Annotated in this window: 19 protein-coding genes; 16 read left to right on the top strand and 3 right to left on the bottom strand. The window is 62.0% G+C overall.

Annotation, left to right across the window (positions count from 1 at the left end; all coding sequences use genetic code 11):
- Nucleotides 1–482, bottom strand: a 482-nt coding sequence (locus ACTJKE_RS29880) for an aldehyde dehydrogenase family protein (RefSeq protein WP_440693388.1), incomplete at its 3' end; no start/stop codon positions are given.
- 217 nt (nucleotides 483–699) lie between these two features.
- Between ACTJKE_RS29880 and ACTJKE_RS29875 the strand changes: the two genes are divergently transcribed.
- The 8 genes from ACTJKE_RS29875 (at nucleotide 700) to ACTJKE_RS29840 (ending at nucleotide 9,132) form a co-directional block, all read left to right on the top strand.
- Entirely contained in the window at nucleotides 700–1,734 is a 1,035-nt protein-coding gene (locus tag ACTJKE_RS29875; protein ID WP_058329162.1) for an ABC transporter substrate-binding protein, read from the top strand.
- 4 nt (nucleotides 1,735–1,738) lie between these two features.
- Complete coding sequence (locus ACTJKE_RS29870; RefSeq protein WP_058324407.1) at nucleotides 1,739–2,542, top strand: ABC transporter ATP-binding protein; 804 nt, start codon at nucleotides 1,739–1,741, stop codon at nucleotides 2,540–2,542.
- On the top strand, nucleotides 2,542–3,378 hold the full coding sequence (locus ACTJKE_RS29865; RefSeq protein WP_058329164.1) for an ABC transporter permease: 837 nt from the start codon (nucleotides 2,542–2,544) through the stop codon (nucleotides 3,376–3,378). The genes ACTJKE_RS29870 and ACTJKE_RS29865 overlap by 1 nt, the downstream gene beginning before the upstream one ends.
- Before the next feature lie 112 nt (nucleotides 3,379–3,490).
- Nucleotides 3,491–4,846 carry an FAD-dependent oxidoreductase gene (locus ACTJKE_RS29860; RefSeq protein ID WP_440693386.1) on the top strand — a complete coding sequence of 452 codons (1,356 nt, stop codon included), beginning with the start codon at nucleotides 3,491–3,493 and terminating at the stop codon, nucleotides 4,844–4,846.
- Nucleotides 4,843–6,000 (top strand): CaiB/BaiF CoA transferase family protein, encoded by a 1,158-nt coding sequence (locus ACTJKE_RS29855; protein ID WP_058329165.1) that lies wholly within the window; start codon nucleotides 4,843–4,845, stop codon nucleotides 5,998–6,000. The genes ACTJKE_RS29860 and ACTJKE_RS29855 overlap by 4 nt, the downstream gene beginning before the upstream one ends.
- Nucleotides 5,997–6,770 carry an enoyl-CoA hydratase-related protein gene (locus ACTJKE_RS29850; RefSeq protein WP_113514987.1) on the top strand — a complete coding sequence of 258 codons (774 nt, stop codon included), beginning with the start codon at nucleotides 5,997–5,999 and terminating at the stop codon, nucleotides 6,768–6,770. Before ACTJKE_RS29855 ends, ACTJKE_RS29850 begins: the two co-directional genes overlap by 4 nt.
- Nucleotides 6,771–6,814: 44 nt before the next feature.
- Entirely contained in the window at nucleotides 6,815–7,738 is a 924-nt protein-coding gene (locus tag ACTJKE_RS29845; RefSeq protein ID WP_057251120.1) for a LysR family transcriptional regulator, read from the top strand.
- Nucleotides 7,739–7,809: 71 nt separating this feature from the next.
- The gene (locus ACTJKE_RS29840; RefSeq protein WP_348627367.1) at nucleotides 7,810–9,132 is read left to right on the top strand and encodes an amidohydrolase family protein; all 1,323 of its coding nucleotides are present in this window, start codon (nucleotides 7,810–7,812) and stop codon (nucleotides 9,130–9,132) included.
- Between the two features lie 152 nt (nucleotides 9,133–9,284).
- On the opposite strand, the gene fdxA is transcribed toward ACTJKE_RS29840, so the two are convergent.
- Nucleotides 9,285–9,623, bottom strand: a complete 339-nt coding sequence (gene fdxA, locus ACTJKE_RS29835) for a ferredoxin (RefSeq protein WP_057251122.1) — start codon at nucleotides 9,621–9,623, stop codon at nucleotides 9,285–9,287.
- A gap of 250 nt (nucleotides 9,624–9,873) precedes the next feature.
- Nucleotides 9,874–10,506: a TetR family transcriptional regulator C-terminal domain-containing protein gene (locus ACTJKE_RS29830; RefSeq protein ID WP_440638856.1), complete on the bottom strand. Its 633-nt coding sequence runs from the start codon at nucleotides 10,504–10,506 to the stop codon at nucleotides 9,874–9,876.
- A 257-nt stretch (nucleotides 10,507–10,763) separates the two neighbouring features.
- Between ACTJKE_RS29830 and ACTJKE_RS29825 the strand changes: the two genes are divergently transcribed.
- The 8 genes from ACTJKE_RS29825 to ACTJKE_RS29790 all read left to right on the top strand — a co-directional run bounded on the left by ACTJKE_RS29825 (nucleotide 10,764) and on the right by ACTJKE_RS29790 (nucleotide 19,911).
- Nucleotides 10,764–11,591 (top strand): uracil-DNA glycosylase, encoded by an 828-nt coding sequence (locus tag ACTJKE_RS29825; RefSeq protein WP_113514985.1) that lies wholly within the window; start codon nucleotides 10,764–10,766, stop codon nucleotides 11,589–11,591.
- A gap of 3 nt (nucleotides 11,592–11,594) precedes the next feature.
- Nucleotides 11,595–13,220, top strand: coding sequence for a choline dehydrogenase (locus tag ACTJKE_RS29820; RefSeq protein ID WP_113514983.1), 1,626 nt, complete (start codon nucleotides 11,595–11,597; stop codon nucleotides 13,218–13,220).
- Nucleotides 13,221–13,231: 11 nt separating this feature from the next.
- Nucleotides 13,232–13,552, top strand: a complete 321-nt coding sequence (locus tag ACTJKE_RS29815; protein WP_057251125.1) for an NIPSNAP family protein — start codon at nucleotides 13,232–13,234, stop codon at nucleotides 13,550–13,552.
- Nucleotides 13,553–13,665: 113 nt separating this feature from the next.
- Entirely contained in the window at nucleotides 13,666–14,691 is a 1,026-nt protein-coding gene (locus ACTJKE_RS29810; RefSeq protein WP_440693392.1) for a BMP family ABC transporter substrate-binding protein, read from the top strand.
- A gap of 148 nt (nucleotides 14,692–14,839) precedes the next feature.
- Nucleotides 14,840–16,420: an ABC transporter ATP-binding protein gene (locus ACTJKE_RS29805; protein WP_440693384.1), complete on the top strand. Its 1,581-nt coding sequence runs from the start codon at nucleotides 14,840–14,842 to the stop codon at nucleotides 16,418–16,420.
- Entirely contained in the window at nucleotides 16,417–17,454 is a 1,038-nt protein-coding gene (locus tag ACTJKE_RS29800; RefSeq protein ID WP_113514979.1) for an ABC transporter permease, read from the top strand. The genes ACTJKE_RS29805 and ACTJKE_RS29800 overlap by 4 nt, the downstream gene beginning before the upstream one ends.
- Nucleotides 17,451–18,344, top strand: a complete 894-nt coding sequence (locus ACTJKE_RS29795) for an ABC transporter permease (protein ID WP_440693382.1) — start codon at nucleotides 17,451–17,453, stop codon at nucleotides 18,342–18,344. Before ACTJKE_RS29800 ends, ACTJKE_RS29795 begins: the two co-directional genes overlap by 4 nt.
- A gap of 58 nt (nucleotides 18,345–18,402) precedes the next feature.
- Nucleotides 18,403–19,911: an amidohydrolase family protein gene (locus ACTJKE_RS29790; protein WP_440693380.1), complete on the top strand. Its 1,509-nt coding sequence runs from the start codon at nucleotides 18,403–18,405 to the stop codon at nucleotides 19,909–19,911.
- The last annotated feature ends 165 nt before the right edge of the window (nucleotides 19,912–20,076 follow it).

The raw sequence follows: 20,076 nt of genomic DNA, 5'->3' as shown, positions 1-20,076 counted from the left end.
GCCGGCGCGATCTTCCAGGCGGGAATGGCGATCGGGAAGTTCCAGGGCGTGATGATGCCGACGACGCCGACCGGCTCGCGGGTGATCTCGACGCCGATATTGGGTCGCGCCGACGGCAGCACTTCGCCCGCCAGTCGCAGGCATTCGCCGGCGAAGAAGTCGAAGATCTGGCCGGCACGCACCGTCTCGCCGATGCCTTCGACAAGCGTCTTGCCTTCCTCGCGCGACAACAGCCTTCCGAGCTCGTCCTTGCGGGCAAGGATCTCGTCGGCGGTCTTCCTCAGGATCGCGTGGCGCTCGAGGATGCCGGAGCGCGACCAGGCCGGGAACGCCGCCTTGGCAGCGGCGATCGCCGCTCTCGCATCGTCGGCAGACGCACGGGCATATTCGCCCACCACGTCGTTGGTGTTCGAGGGATTGATGTTGCGGGACACTTCGCTAGTGGCGATCCATTCCCCATCGATCAGGTTTTTCTGCACCATATCTATACCTCCGCGGCGTTCAGACTTTGATCGTTTCGCTTATCGGACGGGATCGAACTCGCACAAAGCACAATCTTTCGAGCCCGCCATTGCCGAAACGGCAAACCTGAATGGCCCTTGAGCGTTGCCATATCGGCAATACTAACCGCTAAAAATTGTGCTTTATGAGATGCCAAATTCCATCATCATCGATCCCATAACAAGCAAGGGGAACGATATGTCTCGTTTTATGATGAACCGCCGAGGTTTCCTTTCGAATGCGGCCGCAATGGGCGCGATTGCTGCGACCCATAGCCTTATCAATGTTTCACCCGGCCTAGCCGCCGATTCCACGACGATCCGAATGCAGCTCGGTTGGCTGCCTTCCAACGGGCTTCTCGGAGAACTCGTTGCCCGCAAGAAGGGTTATTATGCCGAGAAGGGCATCGAGCTCGAAATCGTGCCTGGCGGACCGAATGTCGACGGCGTTGCTGGCGTCGCCGTCGGCCAGTCGACGATCGGCCAGATCTCCTCCAGCCCATCGGTGATGTTGGCACGTTCGGCCGGCGCGCCGATCAAGGCATTCGCAGCCGGCTACCAGAAACATCCCTTCGCGTATTTCTCTCGCAAGGCAAACCCGATTGCCAAGCCTCAGGACATGATCGGCAAGACGATCGCAGCGATCCCGACTTCGGTCATTCTGCTTCGTGCGCTCCTCGCCAAGAACGGGATATCGGAAGACCAGGTCAAGATCGTCAACATGGGTTCGGACATGAACCAGCTCGTGACCGGCCAGGCCGATGCGGTCTGTGGCTGGCTCACGAACGTCAACGCCTTGAAGGTTCTGGGTGATGACCGAGTCGACCTGACCCTTTGGGATGGCGGTATCCGGCTCTATGCCAACGTCTACTATACCACCGACGACCAGCTGCAAAATCACGCGGACCATCTTGCTGCATTCGTGTCGGGTTCGGCACGCGGATGGGGCTATGCGCGTGATCACCAGGAAGAGGCCGTCGACATCCTGCTCGAATCCTACCCGAACCTGGACAAGGCAAGCGAGCTGGAGGCCATCGGGCCGCTGATGAAGTTCGTGTTCAACGAAACCACCGCTACCGAGGGATGGGGTGGCATGGACCAGGCAAACTGGGAAGAGCAGATCAAGACCTATGCGGATCTCGGACAGTTCACGGGCCCCGTCCCGAATCCAAACGACGTCTACACGATGGCAATCCTGGATGCGACAGCCGATGTCCGCAAAAGCGTAGGTTAAGGCGATGCTGGAAACGCGTAGCAGACCCAACCAGGCAGCAGTCGGTAGCTCCGCCGTGTCGGTGAAGAATCTTCATATCCGCTTCGGCGCAGATGACTCCGGCTTCACCGCACTCTCTGACGTCTCGGTCGAGATACCTGCCGGCTCGCTCGTGACCATGCTCGGCCCGTCCGGCTGCGGCAAGTCCACCCTGTTGCGCACGGTCGCGGATCTCGTGCACATCACCGATGGCTCCGTGTCCGTGCATGGCCAGACGCCGCGCAAGGCGCGCGAGGGCCGCGATTTCGCCTTCGTCTTCCAAGAGGCGACGTTGCTGCCATGGCGCAATGTGATCGACAATGTGCGTCTCCCGCTGCTGGTGGGGAAACGCGAGGCGGGCGCGACCTATGCCGATCCGGAAGAATTGCTCGCCCTCGTCGGGCTGAAGGGGCGCGAAAAGGCGATGCCGCACGAACTGTCGGGCGGCCAGCGCCAACGCGTCGCGATCGCGCGTGCGCTGGTGACCCGGCCCCGCATCCTGTTGATGGATGAGCCCTTCGGCGCGCTCGACGAGATCACGCGCGACAAGTTGAACGAAGAGTTGCTGCGCCTCTGGCAGGAAACCGGGACCACCATCCTCTTCGTTACCCATTCGATCCCCGAGGCGGTCTTTCTCGGTCAACATGTGCTGATGCTCGCGGCCCATCCGGGCCGAGTGAAGGAGTTCATGAAGGTCGACTTGCCCTATCCGCGATCTCTCGCGATGCGCGACACGGTCGAGTTCATTCAGGTTACCGCCTACCTGCGCAAACTTTTGGGAGAATGCTGATGGCAAATGCACTTCCATCACAAGCGGATGGCCGCGACTTGACCGACGGCAACAGGTTCAGGGCGCTCGACGCTGCCGTCAGCGCTGCCCTGCGACATCTGCCAGCGACGCTTGCGATCCTTGGTTGCATCCTGCTTTGGCAGCTCGTCGTCTGGGGCTTTTCGGTGCCAACGTTCATGGCGCCCGGACCAGTCGACGTCATCAAGGCCTTCGGCGAAAACGCCGGCATCCTGTGGACGAACTTCTGGCCGACGCTCATGGAAGCGGTTCTCGGCTTTATATTCGGCAATGTCATTGCCGTCCTTCTAGCGGTCTGGTTCGTCCACAGCCCGCTCGCCGAGCGAGCCTTCTATCCGATCGCCGTGATCATCAAGTCGATCCCGATCATCGCACTGGCGCCGATCCTGGTGCTGCTCGTCGGCAATGGCATCGCACCGAAGATCATCATCGCAGGGCTGATCTGCTTCTTCCCGACCCTCGTCAACATGGTGCAGGGACTGAAGTCGGCGAGCCCCGCAATGCTCGACCTGATGCGCATCCTGTCTGCCAGCAACTCCGAAATCTTCTGGAAGGTTCGGCTGCCAGGCTCGCTGCCTTTCCTTTTCGCCGCGCTGAAAATTGCGGCAACCAGCAGCGTGATGGGCGCTATCGTCGCGGAGTGGATCGGCTCCAGCTACGGCCTCGGCGCCCTGATCATCGAGGCGACCTATAATTTCCGTTCGCCACTGCTCTATGCGACCGTGGTGATTGCGGCCTCGCTCGCCGTGGTTCTCTTCTTCGCTGTTTCGTTCGCGGAAGCGAAGATCGTCCGCTGGAAACCGACGACGGACCACTGACCCCAAACCCCTTGCTGCCGGACCTGGATATCCGGGTCCGGTCAACCGACGAAGTCACTGGCTGTGAGCTCCTCACATTTCGCCGGACAGGTCCCCTATGGAGGAAACGATTATGGAAACAATCAGAGAACCCTTGCGCAATGCCAGGATCGTCGACCGCTCCGACGTGGTCGTCGTCGGCGGCGGACCGGCTGGCATCTCCGCCGCGGTTTCGGCGGCGCGCACTGGGGCAAGCGTCACGCTCCTCGAACGCTACCCCTATGTCGGCGGCCTTGCCGCTGGCGGCATGGTTCTCGTGCTCGACGACATGGTCAACGGGCTTGAAATCACCGTGCGCGGCATCTGCATGGAGATGATCGAACGGATGAAGACGCTCGGTCTGTGCGTCACCCCGACGGACGGCGACCGCCAGCTCGACTTTCGCGACACGCCGGAAGCCTGGCAAAAGTGGGCGCGCTGGGGCTTGTTCGACTTCCATACGCCATCCGCGCCACATCCGATCTGCTATGCGGCCGCCTTTGATCCGGACGCGTTCAAACGGGTCTCCTATGACATCCTTCGCGAATCCGGCGTGAAGCTAAGAACGCACAGCTGGTTCTCCTCGGCGATCGTCGAGAACGGGACGATCAAGGGCGTGGTCTGCCAAACGAAATCCGGCCGCGAGGCCATCATGGGTGACGTCGTGATCGACGCATCGGGCGACCTCGACGTTGCTGCCGACGCGGGCGCCCAGCACACGGACGGCAATTTCATCCTGACGACCGTTTCCCGCTGGGGCGGGATCGACACCGCCGCAGCAGAGCGCTTCGAATTCGAAGAGCCGGAAAGGTTCAAGGCACTCGACCATGAGGCCAAGCGTCTGATCGGCGGCTGCTGGTCGTTCTGGTGGTTGAAGACGCCGCTGCCGGGCGTCATCTGGCTGAACTGCCCGCACATGCCGAAGCTCTCCGGTCTGAGTGTCGAAGACCTGACCTACGCGGAACTTGAGGGTCGTGGCCGCATCGCCCGCCTGCTCGACTTCGCAAGGGCCAACTTGCCGGGCTTCAAAAATGCGCATGTGATCGACTTCGCACCGCAGACGGGCGTGCGCCAGTCGCGACTGCTGCAGGGCGAGTACGTCGTCACCAAGGATGACGTGATGAACCGACAGCACTTCGCCGATACGGTGTGCCGCGGCCGCGACTACTACACGCCCTACCGGGCCATGCTGCCGAAGGAAGTCGACCAGCTGATCGTCGCGGGCAGGCATTATTCGGCGACGATCCAGGCGCAAAAGTCGAGCCGCGAGATCCCGCCGTGCATGGCAATGGGCGAGGCGGCAGGCGTCGCTGCCACCGTGGCGCTCAATGCCGGCGTCAAGGTGCGAGACGCCGATGTCAGGGCAATCCAGAAGCAATTGCGGGCCCAGGGCGCCGATCCCGGCGACGTACCATCCGAAAACGCAACCTATCTGGAGGCAGCCGAATGACATCTCTTCCCCTCGACGGTATCCGCGTCGTCGATTTCACCCAGGTCATGCTTGGCCCGTGCTGCACGCAGATGCTGGCCGACTATGGCGCCGAGGTCATCAAGATCGAAAAGGCCAAGATCGGCGATCTTTCACGCTGGTCGCTGGGATCGGATCCGGACGGCCTCAACAATCCGGTTTTCTCGTCGCTCAACCGCAACAAGAAGAGCCTGGCGCTCGACCTCAAGCAGGATGAGGCGCGTGCCGCGGTGCGCGCCCTGATCGACACGGCCGATGTTGTCGTCAACAATTTTCGCCCCGATGTCATGGAGCGCATGGGCTTCGGTTATGAAGAGCTCAGGAAGAGCAATCCGCGGCTGATCTACGCCGTCGGTACGGGCTTTGGCCTTGAAGGCCCCTATCGGCACAAGGGCGGGCAGGACATTCTCGCGCAGGCGCTTTCCGGTGTCATGCGCCGAAAGTCGGACGCGAGCCATCCGCTGTCGATCTACGCGACGCCGCTTGCCGACTATTCGGCCGGCATGCACCTCGTCCAGGGCATTCTGCTTGCCTTGCTGCACCGTGAAAAGAACGGCCACGGCCAGCAGGTTGCGGTCAGTCTTTACAGCTCCATGCTCGCCATGCAGATGCAGGAAGGCACCACGCACATGATGCGGGAGAAGGACCTGAACTGGGGCGCTTTCCCTCTGACAGGCGTGTTCGAAACCACCGACGGCGCCATCGTCATGGTCGGTGCCTTCAAACAGAATCCGCTGCGCGACATTTGCTCCGCCTTGGAGATCGAGGACCTGTCCCTCCAGCCGCAATTTGCCGATTTCGACGCACAGATGCAGCGCCGCCCGCAATTGCAGCAGGTCTTCCGCGAGGCGTTTGCGAAGAACAGCAGCGCCCATTGGCTCGGCCGGCTGGAGCAAGTGGACATTCTCTGCGCGCCGGTACGCTCGCTTCCCGAAGCCCTCGACGACGAGCAGACGGTGATCAACGGTATGATCCTTCACGCCGGCGAAACGAAGGCCGGCCCGATCCGGCTGGTCGGCTCGCCGATCGACATGTCGGCGGCGACCGTCACGGTGCGCATCGCCCCGCCGAAGCTCGGCGAGCACAATGACGAGATCCTCTCGGGGCTTTCCGTTCGCCGGGGAGATGCGGCATGAGCGTCGAGTTCGTCGTAAAAGACCGCGTAGCAAGCGTCACATTGAACCGTCCGGAACGGATGAATGCGGTGGACGCAGCAACCGAACGCGAACTGGAGGCGATCTGGCAGGAGATCGAAGCGCGCGACGACATAAGCTGCGTCGTGCTGACGGGTGCCGGCGATCGGGCATTTTGCGCCGGGGCTGATCTGAAGGGTGCCGAGACGACGGGTCTCGACTACTGGAGCGAGAGCCGGCCGAACGGTTTTGGCGGGCTGGCTTTTCGCCGCTCGCTGGATGTTCCTGTTATCGCCAGGGTCAACGGTTATGCGCTCGGCGGCGGGTTCGAGATGGTTCTCGGTTGCGATATCGTCGTTGCCTCGACGAAGGCGGCGTTCGGCTTGCCCGAGGCCCGCGTCGGACGCCTGCCGCTTGATGGCGGCATGGTGCTTCTCCAGCGCAGGATCCCCCACAATCTCGCAATGGGCGTGTTGTTGACCGGCAGGCGGTTTTCCGCAGCCGAGATGCAAGGTTTCGGCATCGTCAACGAGATGGCTGAACCAGAGGAGCTCGATACCGCCGTTGCCCGCTGGGTGGCCGAAATCGTCGCCTGCGCGCCGCTTTCGCTCCGAGCAATCAAGCAGACCGTCAATCGCACCGGGCATCTGTCGCCGGCGGAAGCACAAGGCCTGCGCACGCCTGCGCTCGTGAAGGCGCTCAAAAGCGAAGATGCGCTGGAAGGCGTGAGTGCTTTCCAGGAGAAGCGCGCGCCCATTTGGAGGGGACGATGAGCGTGTTATAGGTCGGAGCCCAGGGGAGGGGAGGTTCCAATCGAATGCACGCCAGCATCCTGAAATATTTCGTCTCGGTCGCGCGGTCCGGGTCCATTCGCAAGGCCTCCGAGGAGCTTCACGTCGCATCCTCGGCGGTCAGCCGGCAGATCAAGAAACTGGAAGACGAGCTCGGGATCGCCCTGTTCGAACGGCTCTCGAACGGCCTGAGGCTGACCGTCGCCGGGGAAAACGTGCTGCGCCACGCCCGGGTCACGCTCGAGAATTTCGAGCTTTTGCGCAGCGACCTCGGCGCCTTGCAGGGAAAAAAGGCCGGTCGCGTGCAGATGTCTTGTCTGGACAGCCTGGCCATCCAGTTCCTGCCGGACATGGTCAACACGTTCCACAGCATCCATCCAGGCGTGAGCTTCCATATCCACACCGCCGGTCACGGCAACATCAGCAGCCTGGTCGCCGAAGGTGACGTCGACATGGGGTTGACCTTTGATCTCGCCCGTCCAGACGACACGGAGATGCTCTTTCGCGTACCGATGCCGCTGATGGCTTTCGTCGGACGGGGACATCCGTTGGCGAAGCAGCGGCAGGTCTCGCTCGCCGAATGTGCTCAGTACGACCTGCTTCTGCAACTCGATACGCAGCCGATCCGCTCGCTCATCGAAATCGAACTCTCGGTCTTCGAACGAACCGGGCGGCCCTTTGTGCTGTCGAACAGCCAGATGATGCTCAAGCCATTCATCATCTCGGGGCAGGGAGTGGCTTTCTTCACGCCGATCGGCTTCCTCGCGGAAATCAAGGCGGGCGATGTCGTTCCGATACCGCTTTCCGGATCGCGCCTTCAGAACCTGCATATCGGAATTCTCGTGCAGCGACGCCGGCAGCGCACCCACGCGGCCGAAGCCGTCATCGAATTCGTTGGTGCGGAACTGCTGAGGTTCAGCGACCAGATCATGGAGGCAATCAATCCTTGAGTGAACACCACGTCCCCGGGCGACTTCTTTTGCGTCCTGGCCACGAGGCCGCAAGGCGTGAGCCAAACCTCTTGCGGCATCTGCCTGACGGCGCCTCCTCGGCTGCGATCCCGGCCAATGCCCTCCTGATGCCGCCACCCGTCAACGCGCATGACCACGGATACGGCATCCGCACGCTCGATTTCGGCAATGTCGACGATGCCCTGGAGGTGTGGATACCCGGCCTTCGGCTCCGACCACGCACCGATCCCTACCTGGAAGCGCTGGTGGCATTCTCCCGGCTGGCGCAAACGGGCGTCGGTGCAACCATGCATTGTCACAATTCGCTGAATGTCGACCGACTGGTGGAGGAGGCTGGTGCGGTGATGCGCGCGGCGCGCGATGTCGGCATAAGACTTGCGCTATCCTGCCCGCTTCTCGACTACGACCCGTGGGCCTATGACGGCGGCCCGCAGCGATTGCGGCCGTATCTCGCTCCGGCAGACTGGGATGAACTCAGTGCCTCGATCCCCCAATATGCTCCGCCTTCGGTCCAGATTTCAGCGGCCGACGCGGCCGCTGCAACCAACACGAGCCCGTTGATCGATGTCCAATACGGCCCGATCGGGCCGCAGTGGTGCTCCAATGCAATGCTCGAAAGCATCGCCGAGGCCTCTCACGCAACGGGTCGTCGCATTCACATGCATCTCCTCGAGAGCCCAAGGCAGAGGCTGTGGCTGGACAGGCGCTTTCCGCAAGGGGTCGTCCGATACCTCGACGATATCGGCTTCCTCTCGCCCCGCCTTGCCGTTGCCCATGGCGTTCAACTGCGGCCGGATGAGCTGGAGTTGCTGGCAGCAAGAGGCGTGCAGCTCGTTTCAAACCCGTCGGCAAACTTGCGCCTGCGTTCAGGCGTGGCGCCGCTCGCTGCCATTCCGGCAAGCGGGCCCGCTTTCGCTTTCGGCCTCGACGGCACGGGGTTTGATGACGACCAGGACCTTTGGCGTGAACTGCGCCTCACCCATCTGTTGCATGGCGGCAACGACCTGGCGCGGACCTTTACGGCACGTCGCGTCTTCGATGCCGCGATCCATGTCGGCGCCAAGGTTGTGAACGCGCCGGCAAACGAAGACCTGGTGCTCGTCGACTATGGCGCACTGGTCGCCGACAGCGTGATAGACGATCTGGATGAGGGGGAGGTGCTGCTCACCCGGATGACGGCGGCGCACGCGAAGGGGCTCTACGTCGGCGGGCAGGAGGTCATGTGCGATGGGAAGCTGACCCGGGTCGATTTCGAAGGTGCCCGGGCCGAACTCCTGCAGCAGGCGCGTGCGGACCTTCCGAGGCTGAACTGCGAGCGTGAACTCGTGACCAAGCTCGCCGCGGCGACGCGGGCCTATTATTCCGGCTGGTGAGCCCAAGCGGCGAGGCCGCAAAACACCTCGGGATACGTGCGGCGCGGGCCGAGACGGGACGGCTTTCTACCGGCCCCAAGCTTCGTTTCTCTGGCCAACCGTCGACCTGCGTCTGCGCAGCTGCCCTGTCTTACCCTGTGGATCAGGTTCGGTTATGCGACGGTTACCGCTTTCTCGAAGGCGGCAACGAAGGGATGGTCCTGCACCGTCGAGCACTCCTTGCTCCACCCGCCCGGTGAACCCATTCCGGTGACGTCGGCTCCGAAGAACTCCTTGTTCACAGCGATGAAATGGCGCTGGTTGTCGGCGATCTCGTGATCCCAGACGATGGCATCGACGGGGCAGATTGAAAGACAGAGCCCGCAATTTATGCATTCGTCGGGGTGGATGTAAAAGGTGCGGCCGCCCTCGTAGATGCAGTCGACAGGGCAGGCCGCGGTGCAGTCGCCATCCTTCACGTCGATGCAGGGTTCGGTAATGACATAGGCCATCTTGCTGGTCTCTGAAGAGTTGCTTGCACGGCCAATTATTCAGAGTTTCCCTTGCCGAAGAAGCACAGATATTCGCAACGTCGATTGCCAAAAAGGCAACGTCCGGTGCTTATTCGATCTCGTTTGATGTCGCCGCGTGGCGAAGTTTTGCGGTAAGCGCCAACCTGAAACGAGCTTGATCACCCGGCCGTACAGCCCAGGAGCGATGCGGACAGGATCGTGCGCAAGCGCCTTTGTTCGCCTGCCGGGCTTAGGGCTGCCGGAGGATGCCTCTCAGGATCGTCTCGGTGATCGTGGCCGCCGCCTTTTCATAGTCATCGGCTTTCAAACGGGGCTTTTTGAGCGCGTCGACGGCGACGGGTTCGAAGTCCGAGTAAAACTGGGTTGACGCCCAGAGCATGATGAAGAGATGACGTGGATTGACCGGCAGCATCTTGCCAGCGGCGATCCAGCCCTCGATGACCGCGACATGAGAATCCGTTACCTGACGGATGTGTTCGCGATCCTTCTTGGTCAGGAAGCGGGCGCCTTGAATGATTTCGCTGGCGAAGAGCCGGGACTCGGCCATGTTCTTGCGCGTGTATTCCAGCTTCGCCTTGATGTAGAGCCTGAACGCCTCCGCCGGTTCGCGCTCCGGCGAAATGTATTTCAGTGCATCATCCCAACTGGCGAGCAAGTGCGCGATGATGGCGGTGTAGATCTCCTCCTTGGAAGAGAAGTAGTAGTAGACGTTTGCCTTGGGCAGGCCCGAAGCCTCGGCAATCTCGGCGATGCGCGTGCCATCGAAGCCCTTGCGGGCAAATATCTCGATCCCCGCCTTGATGATGAGCCGCACGTTACGTTCGCGGATGCGCTCTTCGGGATCTCGTACTGCCCTTGCCATATGGTTCCGCCTCCATCTCGCCGTCGCTTCCTACCAGGCAATCATGCGTGGTGGCGAGATCGCCTTTGCAATTGCCGCGTTTTCCAGCGAAATGCAAGCGTATCGCCCTTTCGCCAGAAGCTGACGATGTAGTCAAGAAAAGTTGACCGCTTCGTCATTTTCTTCTTTTTGAAAGTTGACACTTTGGTCAGCTTTTGTCTAGTCTCCCTGCAATGAACGGAAGGGGAGCCGTAATGCCGATGCGCTTGAGAGAGGCAATGGCGGAAACGCTTGCAGGCTGGGAGGGCGACCTGCCAGATGCCTGGCGCGCCGCGCTCGGCCCCGTCGGCGACGATTTTGGCCGTATTGATGCGGACCTCGAGCTGGAGGCATGGGAACCGATCTTCCCGGCGCGCCGCGGCAAGTCTTTTCCGGGTCAGCCGAAGGGTGCGCACGCCTTGGCGGCCTTCGACGGAATTGCACCCGATGGCGTGCGCTGCCTGGTTCTTGGGCAGGATCCTTATCCCGAACCGAGTTTTGCGACGGGGCGCGCCTTCGAGGCCGGCAATTTGGCTGGGTGGGGCGAGTTGGACAAGATGTTCTCGAAGAGCATCCGCGCCTATATGCAGCTGATTGCGGCCGCGCGCCTTGGTGATGAAAGTCTGGCGTGCGATTTCGGCCGCTGGCCGGATGTGCGGCATCTGCTGTGCGATCCCACCGGTTCGTTCGAGGCGCCGAGCCTGATCACCGACCGCTGGGTGGGGGAGGGTGTTCTCCTGCTCAACGCATCGCTGACGCTCTCTCGCTTCCGTGTCGATATCGATCCGCATCAGTCCCGTGGGCATCTTTCCTTCTGGCGGCCGCTGATGCTGCGCGTGATCGAAATGCTTGTGGCGCGAGGCGAGCCCGTTGTCTTCCTGGGTTTCGGTGCGGCTGCGGCTGACATCTTCTCGCAAGTCGGCGTTGCCGAGGGGCAGTTCGGCCATGTCGCCTATGTTCAGCGCGAGCATCCCGCCTTTGCCGACAAGGTGCTCGGCCGAGAAAATCCGTTCCTTCTCTGCAATTCTTATTTGGAGGCGATGGGCGGCCGGCCCATCGCGTGGTGAACCATGGCGCGTAACCCGGAATATGATTTCATCGTGGTCGGTGCGGGCTCGGCCGGTTGTGTTCTCGCGAACCGTCTGTCGAAGAACCCGGCAAACCGCGTGCTATTGATCGAGGCTGGCGGCAAGGATCGCAACCCGCTGTTCCGGCTGCCGATGCTGATGGGCAAGCTGTTCCATTCGGGCATCTACAACTGGCATTATCACACCGAGCCCGAGCCTTATCTCAATGGCCGCTCGCTCTATTGGCCGCGCGGCAAGGTGCTGGGCGGGACCTCCACCATCAACGGCATGATCTACGTGCGCGGTAATCGCCACGACTACGATCGCTGGTCGCAGCTCGGACTGCACGGTTGGTCCTATGATGAAGTGCTGCCGGCATTCCGACGCTCCGAAACGCATATCCAGCGCAAGGACGCCTTCCACAGTGGCGACGGGGAACTCACCGTCTGCCGAGCCCGTGGCAACAATCCGCTGATGGACGTGTTCTGCGAGGCGGGCATCCAGGCCGGCTATCCGGCCAACGATGACTTCAACGGAGAGACGCAAGAAGGCTTTGGCCGCTACGACTTCACCATCCGCAAGGGAAAGCGCTGGTCCACATCATGGGCGTTCCTGCGTCCGGCGCTCGGCCGCAAGAACCTCACGGTGCTGACGGGGGCGGAGCTCACGCGTCTGATTATCGAAGGCGACCGGGCGTGCGGCGTCGAGTATCTGAAGGACGGCGCGCTGGGACGCGCCCGTGCGGGGCGGGAGGTGATCCTCTCCTCAGGGGTGGTCAATTCGCCCAAGGCGTTGCTTCTGTCCGGAATCGGACCCGCGGACGAGCTCCGGGCGCTTGGCATCGAGCCGGTGTTGGACCTGCCGGGCGTCGGCAAGAACCTCCAGGATCACGTCGACTGCGTCATGAGCTGGGAATGCCGGGAGCCGATCACGCTCTTCAGCGACCTGCGGGCGGACAAGCTCATCCCCGCCGTTGCCCAGGGCATGCTGTTCGGTGAGGGCGTCACCACGACGTTCCCCTATGAGGCCGGTGCCTTTATCCGCTCGAACGATGGCCTGGTTGCGCCCGACATACAGCTGCACTTCATGCCGGCGCTGGAAAAGACGGCCAACCTGCACTTCCCAAATCCGTTCCGGAAGAAGCAGGCCGTGGAGGCCAACCACGGGTTCACGATCCGCGTCGGCCCCGTCAATCCGGTGAGTCGCGGCGAGATCACGCTGCGCTCGGCGAACGCGACGGATAAGCCGAAGATCCAGGCCAACTACCTCCGTGACGATTTCGACGTCCGCACGATGATCGATGCCATCCGGCTGACCCGTGACATTGTCGGCCAGAAGGCTTTCGACCGCTATCGCGGCAAGGAGCTGGCACCGGGGCCGGAAGCGCTCGACGATGCCGCTTTGACGAGCTGGCTGCGGGCGACCGCCATGACGACCTTCCACCCGGTTGGAACCGCCAAGATGGGCAACGATCCCATGGCTGTGGTGGATGCGCGACTCAAGGTGCACGGCATCGAAGGGCTACGTGTCGCGGACGCCTCGATCATGCCGGTCATCTCAAGCGGCAACACCAACGCGCCAGCCATCATGATCGGCGAGAAATGCGCCGAATTCGTCCTGAACGCATAGGAAGCAATCTGATGATCCTGGAACACCGCACCTACACCTTCAAGCCTGGCACGGTCGACAAGTGGATGAAGAAGTACGAGGCCGACGGCCTTCCCGTGCAGAAGCGCCATCTCAACAAGTTCGTCGGTCTCTATGCCTCGGAACTGGGAACGCTTCACACGACCGTGCTGATGTGGGCCTACGACAGCCTCGCTGACCGCGAAGCGCGCCGCGCGGCCATGTATGCCGATCCGGACTGGCAGAAGTTCATTTCCGAAGTCTGGGCGCTGGACGCGATCCAGAAGCAGGAGGTGATGATCATGAACCCGGCCTCCTACTCCCCGCCGCTCTGAGGTGGGAAACGGCGCGGAGGATCACACCTGCGCCCTGGCATGCGCTTGAGAAACGACAAGATAAAAAGGGAACAATCATGACAGACAAGACTGGGAAGATTACACAGCACATGATGCAGCGCCGGACATTCCTGCAGGCGAGCGCGGGTGCCGCGGCGCTGGCCTTTGCAGCCGGCGTCGTCCCTGAATTCGCCCGTGCGTCCGGGGGGCTGGTCGCGCTGGTCCATACGCAGGCTGCCGGCGACAATGGTCCGGTGGACCAGATGATCGCCATGCTCAAGCAGCTTTCGGAAGAAAAGGGCTTCGAATACCGCGCTGTCTACGCGCAGGATCCGGCGACCTACGAGACCGTCTACCGCACGCTGGGAGATGCGGGCGCGGCGATCATCATCTCGACCTTCAACGAAGTGGCCGAGCCCTTCAAGGCGCTGGCGCCGTCCTATCCCAACACCAAGTGGATCCAGCTTTTCGCCGACCCCTTCGAGCCAGCAATCCCGAACGTGGTGACCGTTTCCTACGACTACTATCTTGGTTGCTATCTGTCGGGAGTTTTCGCGGCCAAGATGTCGTCTACCGGCAAGACCGGCTTCATCGGCGGCGTTTCCATTCCGCCTCTCAACGCAGACTTCAACGCCTTCAAGGCCGGCGTGCGTTCCATTCGACCGGATGCCTCCGTCATCGCCGCCTTTGCAGGCTCGTTTCAGGACCCTGCAAAGGGTCAGGAAATCGCTACCCAGATGTACAATGACGGCATCGACTACATCCAGACCGATGCGGCGGCCACCGACGGCGGCATTATTGCCGCTGCCAACGAGAAGGAAGGGCGCATGGTGAGCTGCCTCGCGCCCGGACAGTATGAGTTGGGCCCGAAATCACTGATATCCATCGTCAGCCTGGACTTCGGCGCCTCGCTCTACAACGAGGCCACCAAGGCCGTCGGACCTCAGTGGAAGGGTGGTGCGCATGAGCATACGGGCCTTGGCACCGGCGTCATCGACTTCATTCTCTCGCCGGTCTTCACCGAACAGGGGCCGGCGGATCTTAACGCCAAGGCGAAGGAAGCGCTGATCGAGGTCGATAAGGTTCGTGTCGGCATCCTGAATGGGTCGATCAAGGTTCCGTTCAACACCACCCTTTGATCTCCTGGCGCTGGCTCGCCGAGCCAGCCCGAAGTTTCGAAGGACGTCGGCACAGGCCTTCCCTCTTGGGGGAGGTCACTGGGGTTCGCGGATCGTTTCCAGCCCTGTTGACGGCCGCGAACCTCCCGCTCTCGATGGGAACCATAGCATGTCCAATTCTCCGAAATCGGCCCTGGAGTGCCGCAACGTCACCGTCAAATTCGGAGACGTGACGGCGTTGTCGGAGGTTTCAGCTTCGTTCGCTCCTGGCCAGATCCATGCGGTCGTCGGTCAGAACGGGGCCGGCAAGACCACCTTTGCCCGCGTGGCGGCCGGCCTCGTCCAGCCGACCTCCGGCGCCGTTAACGTGATGGGACACGACATCCGGACGGGGCAGGTCAGCGAAAGCCGGGCCGCGGGCGTGGAGCTCGTCCACCAGAGTTTTGCGTTACCACCGTCCTTCACCGTCGCCGAGACCATGGAGTTTGGCGCTACGAGCAAGGGTGGCATCTATAGCCGCAAGGGGCTCGCTAAAAAATGGCGGGCGCATCTTGCAGGGCTCGACGTCCAGGTCGACTTGAACCGGCGGATCCGGGATCTGCCGATCGAAACGCAGCAGGGCATAGAGATCGCGCGGGCCCTGGTTGCGGATGCGCGCGTCCTCATTCTTGACGAGCCGACCGCAGTCCTGTCTCCCGCGGGCATCGACATGCTGTTCGCGCGCGTTCGCCGCCTTAGGGAACGTGGGGTGACAGTTATCCTCATCCTGCACAAGATCCGCGAGGTGCTGGGCATCGCCGACACAGTCACGGTGCTGCGGGGCGGCCAAAAGGTCCAAGGGCCGCTTCCGGTGGCTGAGGTTTCGGGCGAGCGTTTGGCCAACCTCATCGTCGGTGAGGCCGTCGCGAAGACGCTCGATCTGCACGATCGCGATGCATTGGTCGGAACGAAGTCACCGATCCGTGGGGACTCAGATCAATCGGCGCATGCGACCGGCCCTGCCATCCTTTCGATGAAGGCCGCTTCTACTCGGCCGGACAGCGGAGGCATTGCTCTCGATGGTGTCGATCTGGAGATCCGTCCGGGAGAGATCGTCGGCATCGCCGGAGTGGAGGGCAACGGGCAGAAGACGCTAGTGCGGGCTATCTCCGCTCTCGCCGATCTGACAAGTGGATCGATCCAGCTTGCAGGCCATGACGTGACTGGCGAACCTCTCGCCGCCCGTCGCGCGATCGGTCTTAGGATCATTCCCTTCGAGCGCAACGTCGAAGGTCTCAGCCTCACGAGTTCGCTCTGGCAGAACTGGAGCGCGAGGGAGCTGCTGCAGGGCAGGCTGCTCAAGCTGATCCGTCCCTCGGCAGTGCGCGATGCCTGCGACCGGTCACTCAAGGAATGGAGCGTTCACTACCACAATTCCGCGCAGAAGGCGGGGTCCCTGTCGGGCGGCAATGCGCAGAAGGTGATCCTCGCCCGGGAAATCGATCCCGATGCAAAGCTCATCATCGCGGCCCAGCCGACCCGCGGCCTCGACATCGGGGCCACCGCCTTCGTTTGGCAGGCGCTCCGGCAGGCGCGCGACCGTGGCGCGGCGATACTGCTGATCTCGTCGGATCTCGACGAGCTCTTCGACATATCGGATCGCGTCGTGGTGATGCTGTCGGGACGCCTGAATGGCGAGTTCCGTGCGCCCTTCGACATAGGGTTGGTGGGAGCGGCCATGACCGGTGCCGTTGCAGGGGCAAGCGCATGAAAGACAGTCTCATCACCGTCGTCCGCAGTCTGATCTTTGTGATCTTCGCGCTTATCCTCTGCGCGCTCGTGTTCCAGCTTGCCGGTTACAATGCTCCGGTGACGCTTTGGGCGGTGCTCGATGGGGCATTCCTGCGAAGCGGCGCGATCGAGCAAAGTCTCAGATGGGCGCTGCCGCTGTTCATAACGGCGGTCGGCGTCGGCATTTCCTTCCGGGCGGGCTTCTTCAACATTGGTGCCCAGGGCCAGTTCTATGTCGGCGCGATCTGCGCCGCCTTCGCTGCCGAAGCGGTAAAGGGCGGACCAGCCTTCCTGGTAATCCCGACCTTGCTTCTTGCCGGCATGCTCGGCGGTGCTCTCTGGGCGCTGTGGCCGGGATTGCTGCGCCTGCGCTCCGGCACAGACGAGGTCATCACCACGCTGATGGGCAACTTCATGGCCGGCTTGCTGCTGGTCTATGTCACCTCAGGGCCGCTGAAGGATCCCTCGGGTTCCGGCCAGCAGGCATCGAGCCGCCCGCTCGATGCGGCCTATCGCATCTCGGATTCTCTCGGTCTCTCCCCGGCGATCATCGCAATCGCGGTGGTCGTCGGCATCCTCATGTGGCTGCTGGTGAACCGAACTTCCTTCGGCGTCCTGGCAAGCCTTGCCGGCCGCAATGGCACGATGGTGGAGTGGCAGGGCGCGCGCCTCTGGAAGCTCGGCCTCTCCAGTTTCCTCATTTCCGGGGCCCTTGCGGGCCTTGCCGGCACCATCGAGTTCATGGGGCCGAACGGCCGCATCGCATCGGGCTTTCTGCCGGCGCACGGGTTCACCGCGATCCTGATCGCGCTTGTCGCCAATCTCTCCGTTCTCGGAACGGCGGTTGCTGCCGTGTTCTTCGGCGGCCTTGCCTCGGCGGCACTCTATCTGCCGATCATGGCGGGGCTGCCGTCGGCGGCGATCGACATCGTCAATGCAGCGATCGCACTGTTCATAACCGCAAGGTCGACGTTCATCGACAGGGTGCTGCGTCTCGGAGGGCGCAAGACATGAATGAGATCTTCATCGCCATCCTGCGCTCCGGAACGCCGTTGATCTACGTCACGCTCGCCGGCGTTATCGCGCAGCGGGCAGGGGTCTGGAACCTCGGTCTCGAGGGCCTGATGATCATCGGCGCCTGCGCGACAATTCTCGGCATCATGCTCACAAAGTCCGTCGGCGCGGCCATCCTCATCGCCATCATCGCCTGCGTGCTGGCCTCGGTGCTTCTCTGGTTCGTCATCGACAGGCTGAAGGCCAATCCCATTATCGCCGGCCTCGGACTGACTGGTCTCGGCATCGGCGGAACGGCGCTTGCGGTCCAGTCTATCTTCGGCAGCCAGGCAACCGTAACGGCACCTTTCGGCATTCCAAAATTGGGGCCGGCCTTCGGTTCCTATGGCGTGCTGTCGGTCTCGGTTGTCGCCATGCCGCTCGTCGTCTTTGCCATGTGGGTGCTGTTGCGGCGAACGCGCTTCGGCCTGCGGCTAGCCGCCTGTGGGGAGCATCCGTTCGCTGCACGCGGCGTCGGCGCCAACCCGTCGCGCATGCGGCTCCTGGCGCTTTCGATCGGTGGGGTGCTGTGCGCTATCGGCGGCGCGGAACTTGCCGCGGGCAGCCTGCAGTTCTTTGCCCAGGGCATGACGGCCGGTCGCGGCTTCATGGCGTTTGCTGCAGTCATCTTTGGCGCGGCCCATCCCGTGGGTGCCACCTTCGCCGCCTTTTTCTTTGCCATCGTCGGCGCCATCGGCATCCGGGCGCAGTTGACGTTCGGCGACAGGATTCCGCACGATCTCCTGCAAGCATTGCCCTATCTCGCGACGGTTTTCGGCGTCTGGCTGTCCGGAAAGCTTCGTGGCGGCGCGAAGGCTGCAAGCTCGTTCGCCGAGCTCAGGGATCAGTAATCATGATGTGCGGCGGACGCTATCCTCAGGTCATTCAATGGTTTCCGGGGCATTTGTCATGAGCGAAATTCTCATCCGCAATGGGACGATAGTTGCGATGGACCGCGCTCACGGCGCAACACCATTTGCCGCTGACATCCTGATCGAAGGCACCGAGATCAGATCGATCGGGTCGGGCCTTGCCGCCAGGCCCGACGCCCAAATTATCGAGGCACGCGGCAAGCTGGTCCTGCCGGGACTGGTCAATGCCCATACGCATTCCAGTGAGACATTCCTGCGGGGGCGCTATGAGCGCATGCCGCTCGAACTGTGGCTGCTCTATGCCTATCCGCTATTGATGAACGACCCGATCGGAGAGCGCCTGCTGTACCTGCGCAGCCTGCTGCTGGCGATGGAATCGCTGCGCAACGGCGTCACGACGCTCTGCGACGATTTTTTCGACCCGCCCCGGCACGATCTCGCCCGACTTGCCACCGTCTTTCGCGCCTACGACGATGCCGGAATCCGCGCCAATGTTTCCAGCGCGGCGATGAATGTGCATACGCTTGATGCGCTGCCTTTTGTGCGCGAGATAATGCCCTCGGCGATGCAGGATCTTCTCGATTTTGGTCCGCCTATGTCGGCAGGAGCGTACGCGGACTATTGCCGCGCTGCCTTTTCCAGCCTGCACGGGATGTCGGGCCGCCTGCAGTTCATGATCGCCCCTTCAGCACCGCAGCGCTGCACGCCCGATCTCATGGCGACCTGTATGGAGCTGGCGGTGGAGAGAAGCGTGCCGTTCCACACGCATGTCCTCGAAACCAAGACACAGGCGGTGACTGGGCTCGTTCATCACAGCAAGTCCTTGATCGCCTATATGCATGATCTCGGCCTTCTGAAACGCAATACGACCATCGCGCATTCGGTGTGGGTCAGCGACGAGGACATCGAGCTGATGGGGGAGGCGGGCGTCTCCGTTGCCCACAACGCCATCTCCAACCTGAAGCTTGGGGCCGGGATCGCGCCGATCCGCCGCCTGCTCAATGCCGGTGTGACGATCGGTCTTGGCACGGATGGCGTTTCGTCGAACGATACGTCTCGCATCTTCGACGTCATGCGCGTCGCCGGTCTCGTTCATAGTGCCGCCGGTCCTGACTACGAGAAATGGCTGAGGGCGGACGAAATTCTCACCATGGCGACCATCGGTGGCGCCAAGACGGCAATGCTGGAACAGGTGACCGGTTCCCTGGAAGTCGGCAAGTCGGCCGATCTTCTTGTCCTGGATATGCGCAACTATCCTTTCATGCCGCTCAACGAGGTCGCCAAACACCTTGTCTATTCGGAAAACGGATCGTCGGTGGAAACAGTGATGGTTGCCGGACGGATAGTCATGCAGGGCGGACGCCTGACCACGGTGGATGAACAGGCCGTTTTCGATGAAATTTCCGAACTCGTGCCGGCATATCTTGCCGAACACGCCGAGCTTGAGCGCCGCAACGCGATCTTCGAACCCGTCCTGGCAGAGGTCCATCGAATGGCGACCGCGATGGACATTTCTCTCAACCGATACCAAGGCGATGCCGTATGACGCGACCTCGACGACAGACGGTTTTTCCCAGTGACGTGGCCAGCTCTGTTGCAACGCTCCGTAGAAAAAAATTGGGCAAACCGCATCTTACGTGTAGCGCGAACCATGACAACAATCTATGGATGATACTGCACGCATAAATTGCGATTTTCTGGCTCGCAAGCT

This window comes from Ensifer sp. 22521 (assembly GCF_052044795.1).
Taxonomy (GTDB): Bacteria; Pseudomonadota; Alphaproteobacteria; order Rhizobiales; family Rhizobiaceae; genus Ensifer.
This window is presented reverse-complemented; position numbering and strand designations above follow the sequence as displayed.

Coding starts and splice junctions, on each gene's coding strand:
- ACTJKE_RS29875 (WP_058329162.1), top strand. CDS start 700: ATGTCTCGTTTTATGATGAACCGCCGAGGTTTCCTTTCGAATGCGGCC.
- ACTJKE_RS29870 (WP_058324407.1), top strand. CDS start 1,739: ATGCTGGAAACGCGTAGCAGACCCAACCAGGCAGCAGTCGGTAGCTCC.
- ACTJKE_RS29865 (WP_058329164.1), top strand. CDS start 2,542: ATGGCAAATGCACTTCCATCACAAGCGGATGGCCGCGACTTGACCGAC.
- ACTJKE_RS29860 (WP_440693386.1), top strand. CDS start 3,491: ATGGAAACAATCAGAGAACCCTTGCGCAATGCCAGGATCGTCGACCGC.
- ACTJKE_RS29855 (WP_058329165.1), top strand. CDS start 4,843: ATGACATCTCTTCCCCTCGACGGTATCCGCGTCGTCGATTTCACCCAG.
- ACTJKE_RS29850 (WP_113514987.1), top strand. CDS start 5,997: ATGAGCGTCGAGTTCGTCGTAAAAGACCGCGTAGCAAGCGTCACATTG.
- ACTJKE_RS29845 (WP_057251120.1), top strand. CDS start 6,815: ATGCACGCCAGCATCCTGAAATATTTCGTCTCGGTCGCGCGGTCCGGG.
- fdxA (WP_057251122.1), bottom strand. CDS start 9,623: ATGGCCTATGTCATTACCGAACCCTGCATCGACGTGAAGGATGGCGAC.
- ACTJKE_RS29830 (WP_440638856.1), bottom strand. CDS start 10,506: ATGGCAAGGGCAGTACGAGATCCCGAAGAGCGCATCCGCGAACGTAAC.
- ACTJKE_RS29825 (WP_113514985.1), top strand. CDS start 10,764: ATGGCGGAAACGCTTGCAGGCTGGGAGGGCGACCTGCCAGATGCCTGG.
- ACTJKE_RS29820 (WP_113514983.1), top strand. CDS start 11,595: ATGGCGCGTAACCCGGAATATGATTTCATCGTGGTCGGTGCGGGCTCG.
- ACTJKE_RS29815 (WP_057251125.1), top strand. CDS start 13,232: ATGATCCTGGAACACCGCACCTACACCTTCAAGCCTGGCACGGTCGAC.
- ACTJKE_RS29810 (WP_440693392.1), top strand. CDS start 13,666: ATGCAGCGCCGGACATTCCTGCAGGCGAGCGCGGGTGCCGCGGCGCTG.
- ACTJKE_RS29805 (WP_440693384.1), top strand. CDS start 14,840: ATGTCCAATTCTCCGAAATCGGCCCTGGAGTGCCGCAACGTCACCGTC.
- ACTJKE_RS29800 (WP_113514979.1), top strand. CDS start 16,417: ATGAAAGACAGTCTCATCACCGTCGTCCGCAGTCTGATCTTTGTGATC.
- ACTJKE_RS29795 (WP_440693382.1), top strand. CDS start 17,451: ATGAATGAGATCTTCATCGCCATCCTGCGCTCCGGAACGCCGTTGATC.
- ACTJKE_RS29790 (WP_440693380.1), top strand. CDS start 18,403: ATGAGCGAAATTCTCATCCGCAATGGGACGATAGTTGCGATGGACCGC.